The sequence below is a fragment of the Lentzea fradiae genome (assembly GCF_900100955.1).
GTDB lineage: Bacteria > Actinomycetota > Actinomycetes > Mycobacteriales > Pseudonocardiaceae > Lentzea > Lentzea fradiae.
Genome location: NZ_FNCC01000006.1, coordinates 224,837 through 239,327, shown reverse-complemented (window position 1 = coordinate 239,327; position 14,491 = coordinate 224,837). Strand labels below are relative to the sequence as shown.

Annotated in this window: 17 protein-coding genes and 1 tRNA gene; 5 read left to right on the top strand and 13 right to left on the bottom strand. The window is 72.4% G+C overall.

The genetic code is table 11. From position 1 onward, the window contains the following. Window positions 1-11 precede the first annotated feature (11 nt). Both BLT23_RS15670 and BLT23_RS15665 read left to right on the top strand, forming a co-directional pair. Window positions 12-752 carry a hypothetical protein gene (locus BLT23_RS15670; protein WP_090049831.1) on the top strand — a complete coding sequence of 247 codons (741 nt, stop codon included), beginning with the start codon at window positions 12-14 and terminating at the stop codon, window positions 750-752. A 29-nt stretch (window positions 753-781) separates the two neighbouring features. Next, a complete protein-coding gene (locus tag BLT23_RS15665) occupies window positions 782-1,384 on the top strand; it encodes a hypothetical protein (RefSeq protein ID WP_090049829.1) in 603 nt (200 codons plus the stop codon). Between the two features lie 4 nt (window positions 1,385-1,388). Here BLT23_RS15665 and BLT23_RS15660 read toward each other — a convergent pair whose 3' ends face one another. From BLT23_RS15660 to BLT23_RS15635, 6 genes are read right to left on the bottom strand one after another with little or no spacing between them, the layout of a single operon-like run. Next, window positions 1,389-2,597, bottom strand: a complete 1,209-nt coding sequence (locus BLT23_RS15660; protein ID WP_090049827.1) for an ABC transporter permease — start codon at window positions 2,595-2,597, stop codon at window positions 1,389-1,391. Further along, window positions 2,594-3,301, bottom strand: a complete 708-nt coding sequence (locus BLT23_RS15655; protein ID WP_090049826.1) for an ABC transporter ATP-binding protein — start codon at window positions 3,299-3,301, stop codon at window positions 2,594-2,596. The genes BLT23_RS15660 and BLT23_RS15655 overlap by 4 nt, the downstream gene beginning before the upstream one ends. Next, window positions 3,298-4,332: a peptidoglycan-binding protein gene (locus BLT23_RS15650; protein WP_090049824.1), complete on the bottom strand. Its 1,035-nt coding sequence runs from the start codon at window positions 4,330-4,332 to the stop codon at window positions 3,298-3,300. The genes BLT23_RS15655 and BLT23_RS15650 overlap by 4 nt, the downstream gene beginning before the upstream one ends. Further along, window positions 4,329-4,922: a hypothetical protein gene (locus tag BLT23_RS15645; RefSeq protein WP_090049822.1), complete on the bottom strand. Its 594-nt coding sequence runs from the start codon at window positions 4,920-4,922 to the stop codon at window positions 4,329-4,331. The genes BLT23_RS15650 and BLT23_RS15645 overlap by 4 nt, the downstream gene beginning before the upstream one ends. Window positions 4,923-4,965: 43 nt before the next feature. Then, window positions 4,966-6,693 carry a sensor histidine kinase gene (locus tag BLT23_RS15640; RefSeq protein ID WP_090049820.1) on the bottom strand — a complete coding sequence of 576 codons (1,728 nt, stop codon included), beginning with the start codon at window positions 6,691-6,693 and terminating at the stop codon, window positions 4,966-4,968. Beyond that, a complete protein-coding gene (locus BLT23_RS15635) occupies window positions 6,683-7,378 on the bottom strand; it encodes a response regulator transcription factor (protein ID WP_090049818.1) in 696 nt (231 codons plus the stop codon). Before BLT23_RS15635 ends, BLT23_RS15640 begins: the two co-directional genes overlap by 11 nt. Before the next feature lie 102 nt (window positions 7,379-7,480). Here BLT23_RS15635 and BLT23_RS15630 point away from each other — a divergent pair, with 102 nt between their 5' ends. After that, window positions 7,481-8,932: an alpha/beta fold hydrolase gene (locus BLT23_RS15630; RefSeq protein ID WP_090049816.1), complete on the top strand. Its 1,452-nt coding sequence runs from the start codon at window positions 7,481-7,483 to the stop codon at window positions 8,930-8,932. On the opposite strand, the gene BLT23_RS15625 is transcribed toward BLT23_RS15630, so the two are convergent. From BLT23_RS15625 to BLT23_RS15615, 3 genes are read right to left on the bottom strand one after another with little or no spacing between them, the layout of a single operon-like run. Then, the gene (locus BLT23_RS15625) at window positions 8,922-9,275 is read right to left on the bottom strand and encodes a VOC family protein (RefSeq protein ID WP_090050377.1); all 354 of its coding nucleotides are present in this window, start codon (window positions 9,273-9,275) and stop codon (window positions 8,922-8,924) included. The genes BLT23_RS15630 and BLT23_RS15625 overlap by 11 nt on opposite strands. Window positions 9,276-9,288: 13 nt before the next feature. Next, the gene (locus BLT23_RS15620; protein ID WP_218133763.1) at window positions 9,289-9,993 is read right to left on the bottom strand and encodes a nucleoside/nucleotide kinase family protein; all 705 of its coding nucleotides are present in this window, start codon (window positions 9,991-9,993) and stop codon (window positions 9,289-9,291) included. A 26-nt stretch (window positions 9,994-10,019) separates the two neighbouring features. Continuing rightward, window positions 10,020-10,574, bottom strand: a complete 555-nt coding sequence (locus BLT23_RS15615; protein WP_218133762.1) for a DUF6518 family protein — start codon at window positions 10,572-10,574, stop codon at window positions 10,020-10,022. A 164-nt stretch (window positions 10,575-10,738) separates the two neighbouring features. Here BLT23_RS15615 and BLT23_RS40035 point away from each other — a divergent pair, with 164 nt between their 5' ends. Continuing rightward, window positions 10,739-11,131: a SigE family RNA polymerase sigma factor gene (locus BLT23_RS40035; protein ID WP_143035948.1), complete on the top strand. Its 393-nt coding sequence runs from the start codon at window positions 10,739-10,741 to the stop codon at window positions 11,129-11,131. Between the two features lie 11 nt (window positions 11,132-11,142). Here BLT23_RS40035 and BLT23_RS15610 read toward each other — a convergent pair whose 3' ends face one another. After that, complete coding sequence (locus BLT23_RS15610) at window positions 11,143-11,370, bottom strand: hypothetical protein (protein WP_143035947.1); 228 nt, start codon at window positions 11,368-11,370, stop codon at window positions 11,143-11,145. 304 nt (window positions 11,371-11,674) lie between these two features. On the opposite strand from BLT23_RS15610, the gene BLT23_RS15605 reads away from it, so the two are divergent. Beyond that, window positions 11,675-12,340, top strand: coding sequence for a Type 1 glutamine amidotransferase-like domain-containing protein (locus tag BLT23_RS15605; RefSeq protein WP_090050369.1), 666 nt, complete (start codon window positions 11,675-11,677; stop codon window positions 12,338-12,340). 67 nt (window positions 12,341-12,407) lie between these two features. Here the strand turns inward: BLT23_RS15605 and BLT23_RS15600 are convergent. The 3 genes from BLT23_RS15600 to BLT23_RS15590 all read right to left on the bottom strand — a co-directional run bounded on the left by BLT23_RS15600 (window position 12,408) and on the right by BLT23_RS15590 (window position 14,397). Beyond that, window positions 12,408-12,481 (bottom strand) — tRNA-Lys (locus tag BLT23_RS15600). Window positions 12,482-12,558: 77 nt separating this feature from the next. Then, complete coding sequence (locus BLT23_RS15595) at window positions 12,559-13,167, bottom strand: lysoplasmalogenase (RefSeq protein ID WP_090049813.1); 609 nt, start codon at window positions 13,165-13,167, stop codon at window positions 12,559-12,561. A gap of 33 nt (window positions 13,168-13,200) precedes the next feature. After that, complete coding sequence (locus BLT23_RS15590) at window positions 13,201-14,397, bottom strand: amidohydrolase (protein ID WP_090049811.1); 1,197 nt, start codon at window positions 14,395-14,397, stop codon at window positions 13,201-13,203. Window positions 14,398-14,491 lie beyond the last annotated feature (94 nt).

Below are 14,491 nucleotides of genomic sequence, written 5' to 3'. Positions count from 1 at the left end.
GAGGTTCCGCGATGATCGATTCCTCTTCACCGAAGAACGAGGAGACCTTGCGCCGCCTCGCCCAGCTGCAGAAGCAGCTCGACGCCGCCGAGGCCGCGTTGTCCGAAGGCGGCCACCGCGGGATCAGGGAAACGGTTCTCGACGACGTGCGCGAGGCCCTTCGCATCGCCGAGGAGGTCGTGGACCAGAACCCGGCGGGTGAGCGTGCCGACGAGGTCGTGCGGGAAGAGCTGTTCCTCGCGAGGAACCAGATCCACGCGGCCAACGAGCTCGGTGGCGTCACCGCCGAGGAACCTCCGGGGATGTCCTACCGGAACCTGGCAGGCCGCATCGAGCACCGCATCGAGGCGCTCGACGGCGGACGGAGGCTGGTCGCGTCGCCGACGGCGTCCGAGGAGACGCCGCACCACTTCCCGGGAGGGCAGGTCCGCGGCCGGCTGGTGCCACGCGGGTGGTACTCGCACGACTGGTGGCGCGACATCGAACGGGAATGGCGGTGGCGCCGGGTGGAGACAGCCGCCGCGGGTGTCGGCGGTGTGGTCGTCGGGAGTCTCGCGTACGCGTTCTACCGGCACATCGCGACCGACCACGCGAGCAGCGGCCGTCCGCTGGAGGAGTGGCTGCAGGGTGTCGGCGGAGCCGGGCACCTCCCGGCCGACATCACCCGGATCTACGACGCGTACGTGGACGGTTCTCCGGTGGGCGGAGACGCGCAAGACCCTTCAGGACTCGGCTTCGACTCGAACTTCTAGAGCCGCGGGAGGCGATCGTGGACAATGGGATGAGAGAGTTCCTGCTCAGACTGGAGAAGTCCGGCTCCGGCCACCAGGTGTCGCGTGACGACGACATCGGCGCCTACTACACGGTGGCGGTGCCCGCGGACGGAGAGCTCGATCTGTCCTCTGCGGACGTGGTCCCGCTGTTCACCGTCGACCTGCCGGGTCTGCGCAACCCCGCCGTCATCTACGCGCCGGGCAGGCAGGCGGTGCGCAAGGCGCGTCTGAAGAAGGCGGCGGTCGTCGCGGGCACCGCCGCCGCGGGCGCCCTCGCACTGGTGGCGTACAAGGGCGCCCGCGCCGGTCAGCGCGAGGCGGACCGGTTGCGGCAGCTGGGTTTCGGCGACCTCGTCGTCTCCGGCGGACGCCGCGCGACGCGGTCCGGCACGATGATCGGCGGTCTGCTGGGCACCGCCATCGTCGCGGCGACCAACGACCAGCTCGACCGGCTGCGCGAGGAGGACGCGCTGGAGCTGTCCGACCGCGAGATCGGCAAGCTGGTCAAGAAGGCGGAGCACGAGGGCTACTACTCGCTGGAAACGGGAGAAGCCGTGATCCGCGGTGCCGTCCGCTTCTCGGACCTGCGGCCACCCGGCAGCGACTGGTGACGGCTCACGGCGTCGCGAGCGCCTCCGTCGGGGTGAGGAGCGACGCGCGCACCGCCGGGTAGAGCCCCGCGAGCACGCCGATCAGCAACGCGCCCCCGACACCCAGCCCGAGCGCGGCGGGCGGGATGTCGGCGGGCCAGCCGCGCGACAGCGCGTAGCCGACGGTGCCGAGCGTCCCGAGCAGCACTCCCGCCAGCCCGCCGCCCAGGCACAGCAGCGCCGACTCGGTCAGGAACTGCCCGCGCACCTGGCCCCTGGTGCTGCCGAGGGCACGGCGCAGGCCGATTTCCCGGCGGCGTTCGAGCACCGACACGACCATCGTGTTCGCCACGCCCACCCCGCCGACGAGCAGCGCGACCCCGGCGAGGCCGAGGAACAGGCCGGAGAACGCGGTGTCGGTGATCCGCTTGGCCGCCAGCGCGTCCGAGGGCCTGCTCACCACGACCGAGCTGGGCCTCTCGGCGAACACCGTGGCCGCCAGGACCTTCCGCACCTGCTCGACCTGGCTCTCCGCGGCACGGACGTAGACGGTCGTGGGGTGCCCGGTGAAGCCCAGCCACGTCTTGGCGGCCTGCCAGCCGACGAGCGCGGCCCGTTCGACCTCCGGGGCGAGCGGCGCGGGGGCGAGGACCCCGGTCACGGTGAACCAGCGGTCGTTGATCCACACCACCGGCCGTTGCCGGGAGACGTCGGTGATGCCGAGCAGGGTCGCGGCCTTGTCGCCGAGCACCACGACGGGCAGCGCGGACGACGTCTCGGTCAGGAACTCCCCGGAGGCGACGCCCGCGCCGATGACCGGCATCAGGCCGGGACGCGCGGCGAGCACCGTGATGCCGGACCCGCGTTCGGGCGGCACGGCGTCGGTCCGCCGGATCGAGGCGGAGGTGTTCGCCACCGCCGCCGCGGCGGTCACCGGGCCGATCCGGGCGACCATCGCGTCGGCCTCCTCCGGCACTGGCGGGAGCCGCTGCGTGCGTTCGTCGAACTTCGCCTGGGCCAGCAGCAGGTTCACGCCCAGGGCGGACAGCTCGCGGTCCAGGGCGAGCCGCCCGGACGCGGGGATGCCGACGACCACCACCATCGTGGCGATGCCGACCGCGATGCCGAGCGCGGACAGGAAAGCCCGCAACGGCCGGGTGCGCAGCCCGCCCGCGCCGAGCCGGAGCAGGTCGAGCGGGCGCAGCCGGACGGGCCTGGTCAGGTCGTCGCTCATCGCGCGACCCCCAGCCGCACGGTCTGCTCCGCGGCGCGCACGTCCGCCACGATCCGGCCGTCCCGCAGCTCCACGCGGCGGGGCAGCGAGGCGGCGAGGTCGCGGTCGTGGGTGATGACGGCGATGGTCGCGCCGTCGCGGTTGAGGTCCCGCAGCAGCTCGACCACGCCCTGGCCGTTCGCGGTGTCGAGCGCGCCGGTCGGCTCGTCGGCCAGGACGATCGCGGGGTCACCGGCGATGGCCCGCGCGATGGCTACCCGTTGCCGTTCACCACCGGAGAGCTGGTGCGGGTGGTGGTGTGCGCGGTGGCCGAGACCCACGCGGTCGAGCGCCTCCAGCGCGCGGGTGCGCCGGAGGGCCGGTGGCAGCCCCGCGTAGAGCAACGCGGTGGCCACGTTCTCCTGCGCCGTCACGCCTTCGGTGAGGTGGAACTGCTGGAACACGAACCCGATCCGCCGTGCCCGCAACGCGCAGAGCGCCCGGTCCGGCAGGTCGGCGATACGCCGTCCGTCCACCTCGACGTCGCCGGACGACGGGCGGTCGAGCGTCCCCATGACGTGCAGCATCGTCGACTTGCCCGACCCCGACGGGCCGACGACGGCGAGCATCTCGCCGCGCCGGACCCGCAGGGACACCGAGTCGAGCGCGGTGACGCCACCGGGGTGGACCTTGCTGACATCGGTCAGCACCAGGACCTCGGTCATGCCGCCCGCACCACCTTCATGCCCGCTTCCAGGCCGTCACCGGTGATCTCGACGAGCTCACCCGCGAACAGCCCGGTGCGCACCGGCACCAGCCGCGTCGTGCCCGCCGGGTCCGCCACCTCCAGCGCGTAGCCGCCTTCGCTCAGCGCGAGCAGCGCCGTCACCGGCACCGCGAGCACGCCGGTGCGGCTCTCGGTGACCACCCGGACCACGACGGGGCCGCTGTCGACGCCGTCGAGCTGCTCGACGACGACGCTGACCGCCTGCGTCTCCTTGCCCTCCTCGCCGGTGGTGGTCAGCTCGCCGAGCGTGCCGGGCACCTCACGGCCACCGGGGAGCCGCACGGTCGCGGCGGCACCGGGCTTCAGCGTCGCCACGTCGACCTTCGCGGGGTCGATCTCGGCGGTGATGCCGCGGGCGGTCGAGGTGTAGGAGAACAGCGCCGTCGTCGCGGAGCCGCCGACCTGCCCGGTGACGGCGGCGATGCGCACGGCGTCCGGGAGGAACACGACGTCACCGACGTCGAGCGCACCGGTCTGCTCCAGGCCGTGCTTCTTCTGCCAGCGCTTCACCGCGGCCTCGGTCTCGGTGCCGTACTTCTCGCCACGGCCGGTCACGTACCCCAGCGCCCGCAGGGCGTCGTTGAGCTGCGCGACGTCCGGGCCGGGCGGGACCGAGGGGTCGAGCTTGCGGTAGAGCGGCAGCTTGCCCTTCATCAGCGGCACGGGCTTCGCGTTCACCGAGTACAGCGCCTCGCCGGGGCTCACGGTCGCCCCGGCCGCGGGCAGCGCGGTGACGGTGCCCTCCTTGCGGCCGGTGAACGTGGTCTTGGCCCCGTGCCCGACGACCCCCTGCAACGTCAGGCTGTTGGTGAGGTCGGTGCGCACCAGCTCGGTCAGCTCCGGCGCGGCGACGGTGGCAGGGGGAGGGTCGGCGGGGCGCTGGCGGGAGAGGACCAGCCCGGCCACCGCCACCACCCCCGCCACGACCAGCACCGCGCCCGTGACGAGCCACGGCCGGCGTGCTCTCATCGGCTGCCGCCCGCGGCGAGTTCCTTCTCGCACTGGGGGATCAGGCGCATGCCCTCGGAGATCGACGCGGAGTCGTTCTGCTCACCGCCCAGCGAGAGCGACACCCGGTCCTCGCCAGGAGCGGCCGGCGCGACCTCCACGTACCGCACGCCCTTGTCGCGCAGGCAGCGGACGACCTTCTGCGCGAAGTCGACGGCCTCGGGGTTGGCGACGTCGTACTCCCAGGCGGGCAACGGCTTCTTGTCGAGGCAGACGCCGGAGGACTCGACCTCGTCGTACTTGCGCTGCTCCTCTGCGCTCATCGGCGCGGGCGCCATGTCGGAGGAGCTGCCCGGCGGCGGTGAGGTGAACCCGATGTGCTCGTTCAGGCAGCTGTCGTAGGCATGGGACAGCCGGTCCTGCTCCTCGGGGGTCATGTCGAGGCGGAACCGCGGCCGGGAGGTCTGCTTCGCCGACTCGGCCGCCGCGGAGGGCGCGCCTGCCTGGCCGGTCTCCAGCGTCGCCACCTTGGGCGGTGCTTCCTGCCGGGTGGTGCATCCCGCGACGACCGCGACCGCGGCCAGCAGCAGGGCGATGTGCCGAAGTCTCATGGCGGCAAGACTTCCCGAAGGATGTGAAGGACCTGAGTAGACGTCATTCAGGTTCCTTGGCCGGCAGCCGCACGACGAAGGTGGTGCCGGCGCCGACCTCGCTGGACACGTCGACCGTGCCGCCGTGCGCGACCACGTAGTGCTTCACGATCGCGAGGCCCAGCCCTCGTCCGCCGGTGGCACGGGTGCGGGAGCGGTCGGCGCGCCAGAACCTGTCGAACACGTGCGGCAGGTCCTCGGCGGAGATGCCGTGCCCGGTGTCGGCCACCTCGATCACGACCTCGTCCCCCGATCGTCTCGCCCGCACCACGACGCGGCCGTCCTCCGGGGTGTGCTGCACGGCGTTCACCACGAGGTTGCGGATGACCTGCCGCAGCCGCAACGGGTCCACGACCGTCAGCAGGCCGTCGCCGGGCACCTCGGCCTCGGCCCGGTGCGCCGCGGCCACCTGGCTCACCAGCTCCGCGACGTCCACGACCTCCGGCCGCAGCCGCAGCTCACCCGCGTCCGCCGCCGCGAGCTCCTGGAGGTCGTCCACGAGCTGTTGCAGCACGAGCGTCTCGTCCAGCAGGAGCTGGAGCAGCTCGTCGTCGAGGTCGGCGACACCGCCCTGGGCGGCGACCAGCCACCCGCGGATCGTGGCGAGCGGGGTGCGCAGCTCGTGCGAGACGTCGTTCACGAGGTTCTTGCGCACCGCCTCCTCGCTCGCCAGGTGCGCCGCCATGTCGTTGAACGCGGCGGCCAGCTCGGCGACCTCCCACCGGGCCCGCACCTCGGCCCGCGCGGACAGGTCGCCCGCGCGCATCCGCTGCGACGCCGAGGTGAGCACCGCCAGCGGCCGCAGCACCCGCCCCGCCAGCAGGTAGCTGACGAGTCCCGCGAGCACCAGGACCAGCGCCGCGGCCAGGGCGATCCGCGCGGCCCCCGCCGCGGGCAGGCCCACGACGGTCCGCGACGGCGCCGGGTCCTCCGCCACGAACAGCAGCGCGGCCGGCGCGACGTACGGGCTGAGCAGCGCGCGCCGCGCCACCGCTACGCACTTCCGCATGGCTTCGACGCCGCTCTCGACCACGAGGAAGTCGAACTCGCCGTCACGGCTGAGGGTCACCGGACGGCGGGGTGCGCCGGTCTCGTCCTGGCATCGCTCCAGATAGCTGTTGAGCAGGCCGGTGGCCTGGTCCTCCGCGGCCGTGGTGCGGTCGGAGGCCCAGCACCCCTCCACGACCGGCCACGCGTACGACCGGCCCGGCTCGGTGGTGCGGATCTCCGCGGCCTCGCCCTTCTCGCGGGCGCACGCGACGTCCGCCTCCGCGTTGGCACGGGTGACCGCGCGTTCGGCGTCCTGCAGTCGGAGCGGCCCGGCCGCGCGCGGGTCGATCCGGTCCTGCGGGCTTCCCGGCCGCAGCGACACGTCGACGTTCAGCGGGTCGATGACGGCGGCGGGCTGCTCGGGGAACCGGGGGTCGCCGGAGTCGAACACACCGCCGATCAGCACCCGGTCCGGCGTGGTGAGCCGGATTCGCAGACCGGTCTGCTCGCTCAGCTCCTCCAGCAGCGGCACGACACCGGACCAGCTCGGGTGGGTGGCGCCGAAGCCGAGCAGGGCGTCGTAGAAGCGGGCCAGGCCCTCGTGGTCGCGTCCCTGCTCGTCGCGCAGCGTCTGGGTGGTGCTCTGCACGGACAGCCACGCGGTCGCGGCGATGGCGCACGCGGACACCAGGACCGTCCCGATGAGCAGCAGGACCAGCAGGCCGCGCGGCCTACGCCTCACCGCCGCCGTCCGACAGCTTGTAGCCGACGCCGTAGACGGTCACCAGGTACGCGGGCGCCGCCGGGTCCTCCTCCAGCTTGCGGCGCAGGTTGCGCACGTGGACGTCGACCGTGCGCTCCGAGATGAACCCGTCGAGGCCGTAGGCGCCCTCCAGCACCTGCGCACGGCTGAACACCCGGCCCGGCTGCGCGGCGAGCGTGGCCAGGATGCGGAACTCGGCCGGGGTGCACGGCACCGACCGGCCGCGCACCCGCACCTCGTGCCGCATCGGGTCCAGCTCCAGCTCACCGACCCGCAGCACCCTGCTCACCGGCCCGCCGCCCGCCCTGCGCAGCAGGACCCGCACCCGTGCCATCAGCTCGCGCGGGTCGTAGGGCTTGGCCAGGTAGTCGTCCGCGCCGAGGTCGAACCCGAGCAGCTTGTCGTCGGCCGCCGCCCGCGCGCTGATCATCAGCACCGGCAGGTCCTGGTGGTCGGCGCGCACCGCCCGGCACACGTCCCAGCCGTCCACCCCCGGCAGCATCAGGTCGAGGACCACGAGGTCGGGCAGCCGCGTGCGCACCTGGTCGAGCGCGGTGCGGCCGTCACCGGCCAGCACGAACGAATGCCCCTCCCGGGCGAGGTACCGCCCGATGAGCTCCGCCTGCCTCGGCTCGTCTTCCACGACGAGGACATGAGCGCACATGGGCGCATGATGCCAGCCCGGCACGCGGGTTCCCGGACCCGAGAAGAAACCTGAACATCATCCACCCGGCTCTTTAACACCCCGCCGGAATCGTTCGGGCACATGAGAACCCCGCGTGCCACGGCGCTCAGATGGGCCGCTGCGACCATCGCCGCCGTGTCCCTGACCGCCGGCTCACCGGCGACCGCGTCGCCCTCGCCGCTGAAGTGGACGTCCTGTGAGGACAGGCCCGGTTTCGACTGCGGCACACTGACTTTGCCGATCGACCGCGGCGATCCGCGGCTCGGCACGTTCGAGATGGCCGTGGCCCGCCACCGCGCGACCGACCCCGCCCGCCGCATCGGCGTGCTGGTGGTCAACCCCGGCGGGCCCGGCGAGTCCGGTGTGAGCTTCACGTTCGGTGCCCGGTGGACGTTCAGCCCCGAGGTGCTGGCGCGGTTCGACGTCGTCGGTTTCGACCCGCGCGGCATCGGGCGCAGCCAGCCGGTGCGGTGCTCGACCGGCCTGGTGTTCGGCGGCCCCGGTTCGCACCCCGGCGACGCGGCCGGGTTCGAGCGGCTCCGCGAGCACGGCGAGCGCCTGCACCAGGACTGCGCCCGGCACACCGGCCCGATCATCGACCACCTGTCCACCGACGACGTCGTGGCGGACGTCGACGCGTTGCGCCGCGCCCTCGGCGAGTCCCGGATCAGCTACTACGGCCTGTCCTACGGCACCGTCATCGGCCAGCGCCTCGCGGAGCTGCACGGCGGCACCGTGCGCGCGATGGTCCTCGACTCGGTGGTGGACCGAGGCGTGAACGCCCGCGAGTACGTCGCCTCCGCCGCCCGTGCCGCCGCCGACTCGTTCGAGGAATGGCGGCGCTGGAACGAACTCACGCCGTCGTCCCCCTTGCACGGGCAGGACGTCGTGGCGCTGTGGGACGACCTGATGGCCAAGGCTGCGCGCGGTGAACTGGCCACACCGGACGACCCGGCGACCCTGCTCACCGTGCACGACCTCGGCAACACCCTCACCACCATCGCCTACCTGCCGGACTGGGCCGAGCTCAGCACGTGGGTGCTGTCGTTGCGCGAGACCGTCTCCTCTTCCGCCGCCACCAAGAGTGCGGACGGGCCGGAGTCGTTGTTCCCGTCCCCGATGCGGTCGATCACCTGTGCCGACAGGGACTTCCGCGTCCGGACGTATGCCGAGTACGACGCCCTGACCCGGCTGGAAAGGCGGATCTCCCCGCGCACGGCCGGTTCCGCGCGCGGGAACAACGCGATCACCGGGTGCCTCGGCAGTCCGGAGGCGCGCACCCCGCAACGTCCGGGCGTCATGCGCACCTCCGTGCCGGTCCTCCTGCTCAACAACAGGTACGACCCGTCGACGCCGCACGAGTGGGCCGTTTCCGTTCGGCGCCAGCAACCTCACGCGACCGTGCTGGTCACCTACGAAGGCGCGGGACACGGCACCTACGACCGCAGTGACTGCACCATCGAGGTTTCCGACGCCTACCTGACGTCGCTCGCCCTGCCGCGCGACGGGTTCTCGTGCCCCGTCACCAGCTGACGAGGCAGAAGGGGTGGCCGGCGGGATCGGCGTAGACGTCGAACCGCTCGCCACCCCCGTCCAGCCGCCGAGCGCCCAGCGCGAGCACCTCCGCGCCCGCCGCCGCCAGGTCGTCCACCCGCACGTCGAGGTGCTGATGCGCGGACTCCCGCGGCCACTGCGGCGGCGTCCAGTCCTCGACCAGCGCGAACGCCAGTCCGGGCCGGTCGGGGGTGTCCCCGATGACGACGAACCTGCCGTCGTCGTCCTGCACCCGGACCATGCCGAGCAGTGCTTCGTAGAACCCCGCGAGGCCGCGCGGGTCGGGGCAGTCGATCACGAGTCCGTGCCAGCGTCCGATCATGCGCGGGACGATGTCACCGAATGCGGACATCCACTGTCCTGACCGCGCTCAGCACGGGTGCGTCCAGGTCGTTGTTGTCGACGACGAGGTCCGCCCGCCCGGCCGGGTCGCACGTCCGCAGGTAGAGGCGCTGCCCGCCGACGTACCGGCGGTTGCGTTCGTGGCCGGGGTCCGGTGACCCGCCGTCCCTGACCGCCATCCGCGGCACCGACACGTCGAAGCCGACGGAGAGGAAGACCGAGAAGTCCCACTGGTGCACGACCTCGTCGCGGTGCAGGAAGATGCCGTCCACGAGCAGGATCGCGCCCGCCGGGACGTCCTCGGGCGGCGCGTCGACCAGCTCGTCGGTTTCCACGTCGTGGATCGCGCGGCGGAAGCGGTGACCGGGCCCCTTGCCGAACGGCTCCAGCAGCTCCGCCCGGAACCGGTCGTAGTCGTAGGAGTCCAGCCAGAAACCCTCCGCCGACGTGCTGCCCCGCGCGTATCGCAGCGCGCGGACCTGGTGGAAGTCGTCCACCGAGGCCCGCACGACCTCGTGGCCGCGTTCGCGGAGCACGTGCGCGAGCTCGTCGGCGAACACCGTCTTGCCCGACCCGTCGACACCGTCGACGGCCACCCGCAGCGTCGCGGGCGGCACGGGCACGGGAACGGCGTCGGCGACCTGCCCGAGCAGGCGGAGACGGGCGGGGGAGCGAGGTGGGCCGTCGGCTGGGGACACCCGGTCATTGTCCGCCGGCTGGCTGATCACAGCCCGGTCGCGAGCGTCACCAGCTTCAAGCACCCCAGCGCCGCCCACGACAACGCCACCGAGACGGCGAGAGCCCGCCACCGGTCACGGGCCAGGAGCACCGGCAGCACCACGGCGACCACACAGGCGGTGATCCCGGTGTCGAGGTAGCCGAGCACCAGCCAGTGCCACAGGCCCTCCATCCCGAACACCGCGCCCAGCACCCCGGCACCCGTCCAGTGCCGCCACCCCTCGTCGTGCCGCCACCACTTCCCGGCCGTGCCGAAGATCGGCCCCGCGACGAACGCCAGCGCCAGCCACACCGAGGGCGCGTGCAGGTCACCCATGCCGTCGCGAAAGAGCTCGGCGTAGCCGTAGTACCCCGCCACCGCGCCCACCTGCGTCAGGACGCCGGAGAGGACCGGGCGCCGGGAGTGCGCTCCCGCGACGAACGCCGCGACGACCCAGATGGCCCCGGAGTTGGCGAGGGAGTTGAAACCGCCCGGGAGAACGCCCTGGCCGAGGTTGGTCAGCACGCCGAGCAGCAGGCCGGCGGGGAACGCGTAGATCATTCGATCATGGTCGTCGCGGGTCCCCCGTCCGGCATCGGCATCTCGGCCGACCCGGCACGTCCTTTCGGCCACAGTCGCCGGGTTCGCGGCCGTGTGCAACGTCCCGGGGCACTTCTCCATTGGGGGTGCGGAGTCGAGATGAAGCCGATGATCGGGAGTGGCCGATGGAGTTCGCCGAGTACGTGGCGAGGCAGCGTCCCGCGCTGATGCGGTTCGCCACGGTCCTGACCTGCCGGACCTGGCTGGCCGAGGACCTGGTGAGCGACGTGCTGGGCAGGGCGTTCGAACGCTGGGAACGGATCTCCGTGATGGACGAGCCGCACGACACCGCGTGCCGAGGTGGAGCCGGCGGCGGTCTCCGACGGCGCCGACGAACGGGCCGAGCGCGACGCGATGATCAGCCGCCTCGCGGGCCTGCCGAAGAAACAGCGCGCGGCCGTGGTCCTGCGCTACTACAGGGAGCCGTGCTCGGCACGCCGGGCGGCCGGATGCTCGCACCCCGTCCTCCGATGACCCTGGAACAGCTGAAGGCGATCGTCACGTCCGGCCAGTGGTGACGGCCGGGCCGTCACCACTGCCAGCAGTAGAGCCCCGAGCCGCCGGCGGACCGGGCCAGCCGGGCCGCGCTCTCCACGACCGTCAGGTGGTCGGCGCCGGTCAGCTCGAGCTCGTTCGCCTCCGCGAGCCGCTCACCCCAGTACGACGCCAGCCGGCGCAGCTCGTCCAGCCGGGCTCGCGCGAGCGCTGTGACCAGTTCACCGGGGAAGGCGAGCACGGCGATGCCGTCGTTGCGCATCTCGGCCACGTACCGCGGCCACTCGGCACTGACGCGCCTTCCTCACCGTCGAAGAAGGCCATCCAGTCCGCGATGGCGTCGTCCGGGTCGAAGCCTCCGAGATCCACCACACCGGTGAACGCCCGCCCGGGACGCGATGAGCGCGTCCGGGCGGCGGACTCGTCGTCGGGCGCGAGGAAGAACGTGACGTCTGTGACCACCCTGGCATGCTGGCGCACGCACTCCGCGATCACCAGCCGCGATGAGCTCCGGCGCCGTCAGCGGTCTGCCGACACGTCCCCTTCCGCGCGACCTGGAGGCAGCCGTGAAGCTCTTGCTCACATCCGGCGGCGTCACGAACCCGAGCATCCACGAGGCACTCGTGCAGCTCCTCGGCAAACCGATCTCCGAGTGCCACGCCCTCTGCGTCCCGACCGCCCAGTGGGGACATCCGATGTGCGGTCCGGCGTCCGTGCGGGGCTTCGTTGCGGCCACCTCGGCGTGGCGGAACTTCTCCGGCCTGGGCTGGGCTTCGCTCGGCGTCCTCGAACTCACCGCGCTGCCCAGCATCGGCGAGCGGCGCTGGGTTCCCTGGGTCCGCGACGCCGACGTGCTCCTGGTCGACGGCGGCGACGCGACGTACCTGTGCCACTGGATGCGCGAGTCCAGGCTGGCCGACCTGCTGCCGTCGCTGCCCGACCTGGTCTGGGTCGGGGTGAGCGCCGGCAGCATGGTGATGACGCCCCGGATCGGCTCGTACTTCGTCGAGTGGCCGTCCGCAGAGGACGACCGGACCCTCGGCGTCGTCGACTTCGCGATCTTCCCGCACCTGAACGCTTTCCCGGAGAACACCCCGGCCGACGCCGAGCGGTGGGCCACCGGTCTCGGTGTTCCCGCCTATGCCATCGACGAGCAGACGGCCATCAAGGTCGTCGACGGCTCCGTGGAGGTGGTCTCCGAAGGGGAGTGGACGCTGTTCGAGGATCGGTGAAAGCAGCGCCTGGTCGCCGGAACGCGAAGAAGCGGGTCGAGATGACTCTCGACCCGCTTCTCCGATGTACGCCGCCAGGGACTCGAACCCCGGACCCGCTGATTAAGAGTCAGCTGCTCTAACCAACTGAGCTAGCGGCGCTTGACCAGTGCCGGACCTTGCTGCTTCCGACACGGAGAACGCTAGCACAGCCCCTCCACCGGGTTTCGCACCGGGGGTCACCCCTCGCGCGAGAACCCGGTGTGGAGGAGCCACTGCGCGGCCGTGTAGGTCGGGATGACGCCCGCGGTGGCGACGCGTGCCGCTCGTCCTTTGAGGACGAACCGGCTGGCGCCGAGGAGGGCGTCGGACACCGCGAACAGTGCCGCGCCACCGAGAACGCGTCGTGAGCCCTCGCCGCGGGCGGTCGACGCGGCGGCGACCATCGTGCCGAGCGTCAGGGCGTAGAGGGCCACCGGTTTGCCCATCGGGCCTGCTGCTTTGCCGAACGCGGTGGCGAGTGCGGCCGAGCCCGCGAGGATCGGGAGGACCGCCTTGCGCGAGCCCGGAGTGGAGCGGCCGGCGAGGGCCGCCGTGTAGCCGAGGTGCGCCACCAGGAAGCCGGTCAGTCCTGTCCGGAACGCCTTGTCGGAGTCGCCGAGCAGGGCGACGTCGCCTGCCCACGACCCGGCGAGGCCGACGGCCATGCCGGGGTCGCGCGGAGGGGCCGCCACGGCCAGGGTGGGCATCAGCGCGGTCTTCGTGACTTTGCGCACTTTCTTGGTGCGGAACGCGATCGCTGCGATCGAGTCCAGCACCGCTGCGGCGGCGTACGCCTGCTTCTTCATGAAACGCCCTCTCACGGGTGCGAGTCGCGGGACTCAGGTTAGACGGAGCCAGGCGCGGGCGGCGACGACGAGTGCGTCGACCCCGGTCGTGAGGGTCGGTTCGATGTCGGGTGCGAACTCGGGGGAGTGGTTCATCGCCACGGGTCTGCCGGGTTCGCGGGTGCCGAAGTCGATGCCGCCGAGGAACCAGAACACCGTCGGCGCCCCTGCCACCGCGCCGAAGTGGCCGACGTCCTCGCTGGCGTTGACGACGGCGCCGGGGATCAGGTTGTGCGCGCCGAAGTGCTCGGTGAACGCCGCCACGGTGCGGGCGGTCGCGTCCGGATCGGACACGAGCACCGGCATGCCGTCGCTCCAGGTGAGTTCCGGCTCGCGTGGTGCGCCGGAAGCCTGTGCCTCCGCGCGGACGATCCGTTCGACCGCGTCGCGCAGGGTGGTTCGGACGTGGTCGTCGAACGACCTGATGTTGATCCCCAGCTCGGCGGTCTCGGGGATGATGTTGTCCTTGGTGCCGGCCTGCACCCGGCCGACCGTGACCACGGCGCGTTCGCTCGGTGCGATCTCACGGGCGACGATTCCTTGCAGCCGCACGACGACGTGCGCCGCCATCAGCACCGGGTCGACGGTGTTCTCCGGCGCCGACCCGTGGCCGCCGCGGCCGAACAGCGTCACGTGCACCGAGTCCGACGCCGCCAGCACCGGGCCGCTGCCGTGCGCGATCATGCCAGCCGGCAACGGGCCGACGTGCTGGGCCAGTACGACGTCGGGTGTCCCGAAGCGGTCGAACAGGCCGTCCTCCACCATGTTCCGGGCGCCGAGACCGAGTTCCTCCGCCGGTTGGAACACGAGGAGGACCGTGCCGCTCCACTCGTCACGCGTCCGCGCGAGCCGTTCCGCCGCGCCGACCAGGCAGGTGGCGTGCATGTCGTGCCCGCACGCGTGGGCGACCGGGACCTGGTCGCCCCCGGCGTCGGTGGCACGGGCGGTCGACGCGTAGGGCAGGCCCGTCGCCTCCTCCACGGGGAGGGCGTCGATGTCCGCGCGCAGCAGCACGACCGGACCGTCTCCGTTGCGCAGCACGCCCACCACGCCGGTGCCGCCGACGCCGGTCGTCACCTCGAACCCCAGCTCCCGCACGGCTTCTGCCAGCACGGAGGCCGTGCGGAACTCCTGCAGGGACAGCTCGGGGTGGCGGTGCAGGTCGCGGTAGAGCTCGGGCAGATCGGCCATGTCGCAGATCCTGTCACCCGGCCGGTTGGTAACGGAATGGTAACCGCACCCATCCGGTTCTCGGGGGGTCCCGAATCACGGGCAGGAACCCGCT

Excerpts from the sequence above, each read along its gene's own strand:
- BLT23_RS15670 (WP_090049831.1), top strand. The coding sequence starts at position 12 with ATGATCGATTCCTCTTCACCGAAGAACGAGGAGACCTTGCGCCGCCTC.
- BLT23_RS15665 (WP_090049829.1), top strand. The coding sequence starts at position 782 with ATGAGAGAGTTCCTGCTCAGACTGGAGAAGTCCGGCTCCGGCCACCAG.
- BLT23_RS15660 (WP_090049827.1), bottom strand. The coding sequence starts at position 2,597 with ATGAGCGACGACCTGACCAGGCCCGTCCGGCTGCGCCCGCTCGACCTG.
- BLT23_RS15655 (WP_090049826.1), bottom strand. The coding sequence starts at position 3,301 with ATGACCGAGGTCCTGGTGCTGACCGATGTCAGCAAGGTCCACCCCGGT.
- BLT23_RS15650 (WP_090049824.1), bottom strand. The coding sequence starts at position 4,332 with ATGAGAGCACGCCGGCCGTGGCTCGTCACGGGCGCGGTGCTGGTCGTG.
- BLT23_RS15645 (WP_090049822.1), bottom strand. The coding sequence starts at position 4,922 with ATGAGACTTCGGCACATCGCCCTGCTGCTGGCCGCGGTCGCGGTCGTC.
- BLT23_RS15635 (WP_090049818.1), bottom strand. The coding sequence starts at position 7,378 with ATGTGCGCTCATGTCCTCGTCGTGGAAGACGAGCCGAGGCAGGCGGAG.
- BLT23_RS15630 (WP_090049816.1), top strand. The coding sequence starts at position 7,481 with ATGAGAACCCCGCGTGCCACGGCGCTCAGATGGGCCGCTGCGACCATC.
- BLT23_RS15625 (WP_090050377.1), bottom strand. The coding sequence starts at position 9,275 with ATGATCGGACGCTGGCACGGACTCGTGATCGACTGCCCCGACCCGCGC.
- BLT23_RS15615 (WP_218133762.1), bottom strand. The coding sequence starts at position 10,574 with ATGATCTACGCGTTCCCCGCCGGCCTGCTGCTCGGCGTGCTGACCAAC.
- BLT23_RS40035 (WP_143035948.1), top strand. The coding sequence starts at position 10,739 with ATGGAGTTCGCCGAGTACGTGGCGAGGCAGCGTCCCGCGCTGATGCGG.
- BLT23_RS15610 (WP_143035947.1), bottom strand. The coding sequence starts at position 11,370 with ATGCGCAACGACGGCATCGCCGTGCTCGCCTTCCCCGGTGAACTGGTC.
- BLT23_RS15595 (WP_090049813.1), bottom strand. The coding sequence starts at position 13,167 with ATGAAGAAGCAGGCGTACGCCGCCGCAGCGGTGCTGGACTCGATCGCA.
- BLT23_RS15590 (WP_090049811.1), bottom strand. The coding sequence starts at position 14,397 with ATGGCCGATCTGCCCGAGCTCTACCGCGACCTGCACCGCCACCCCGAG.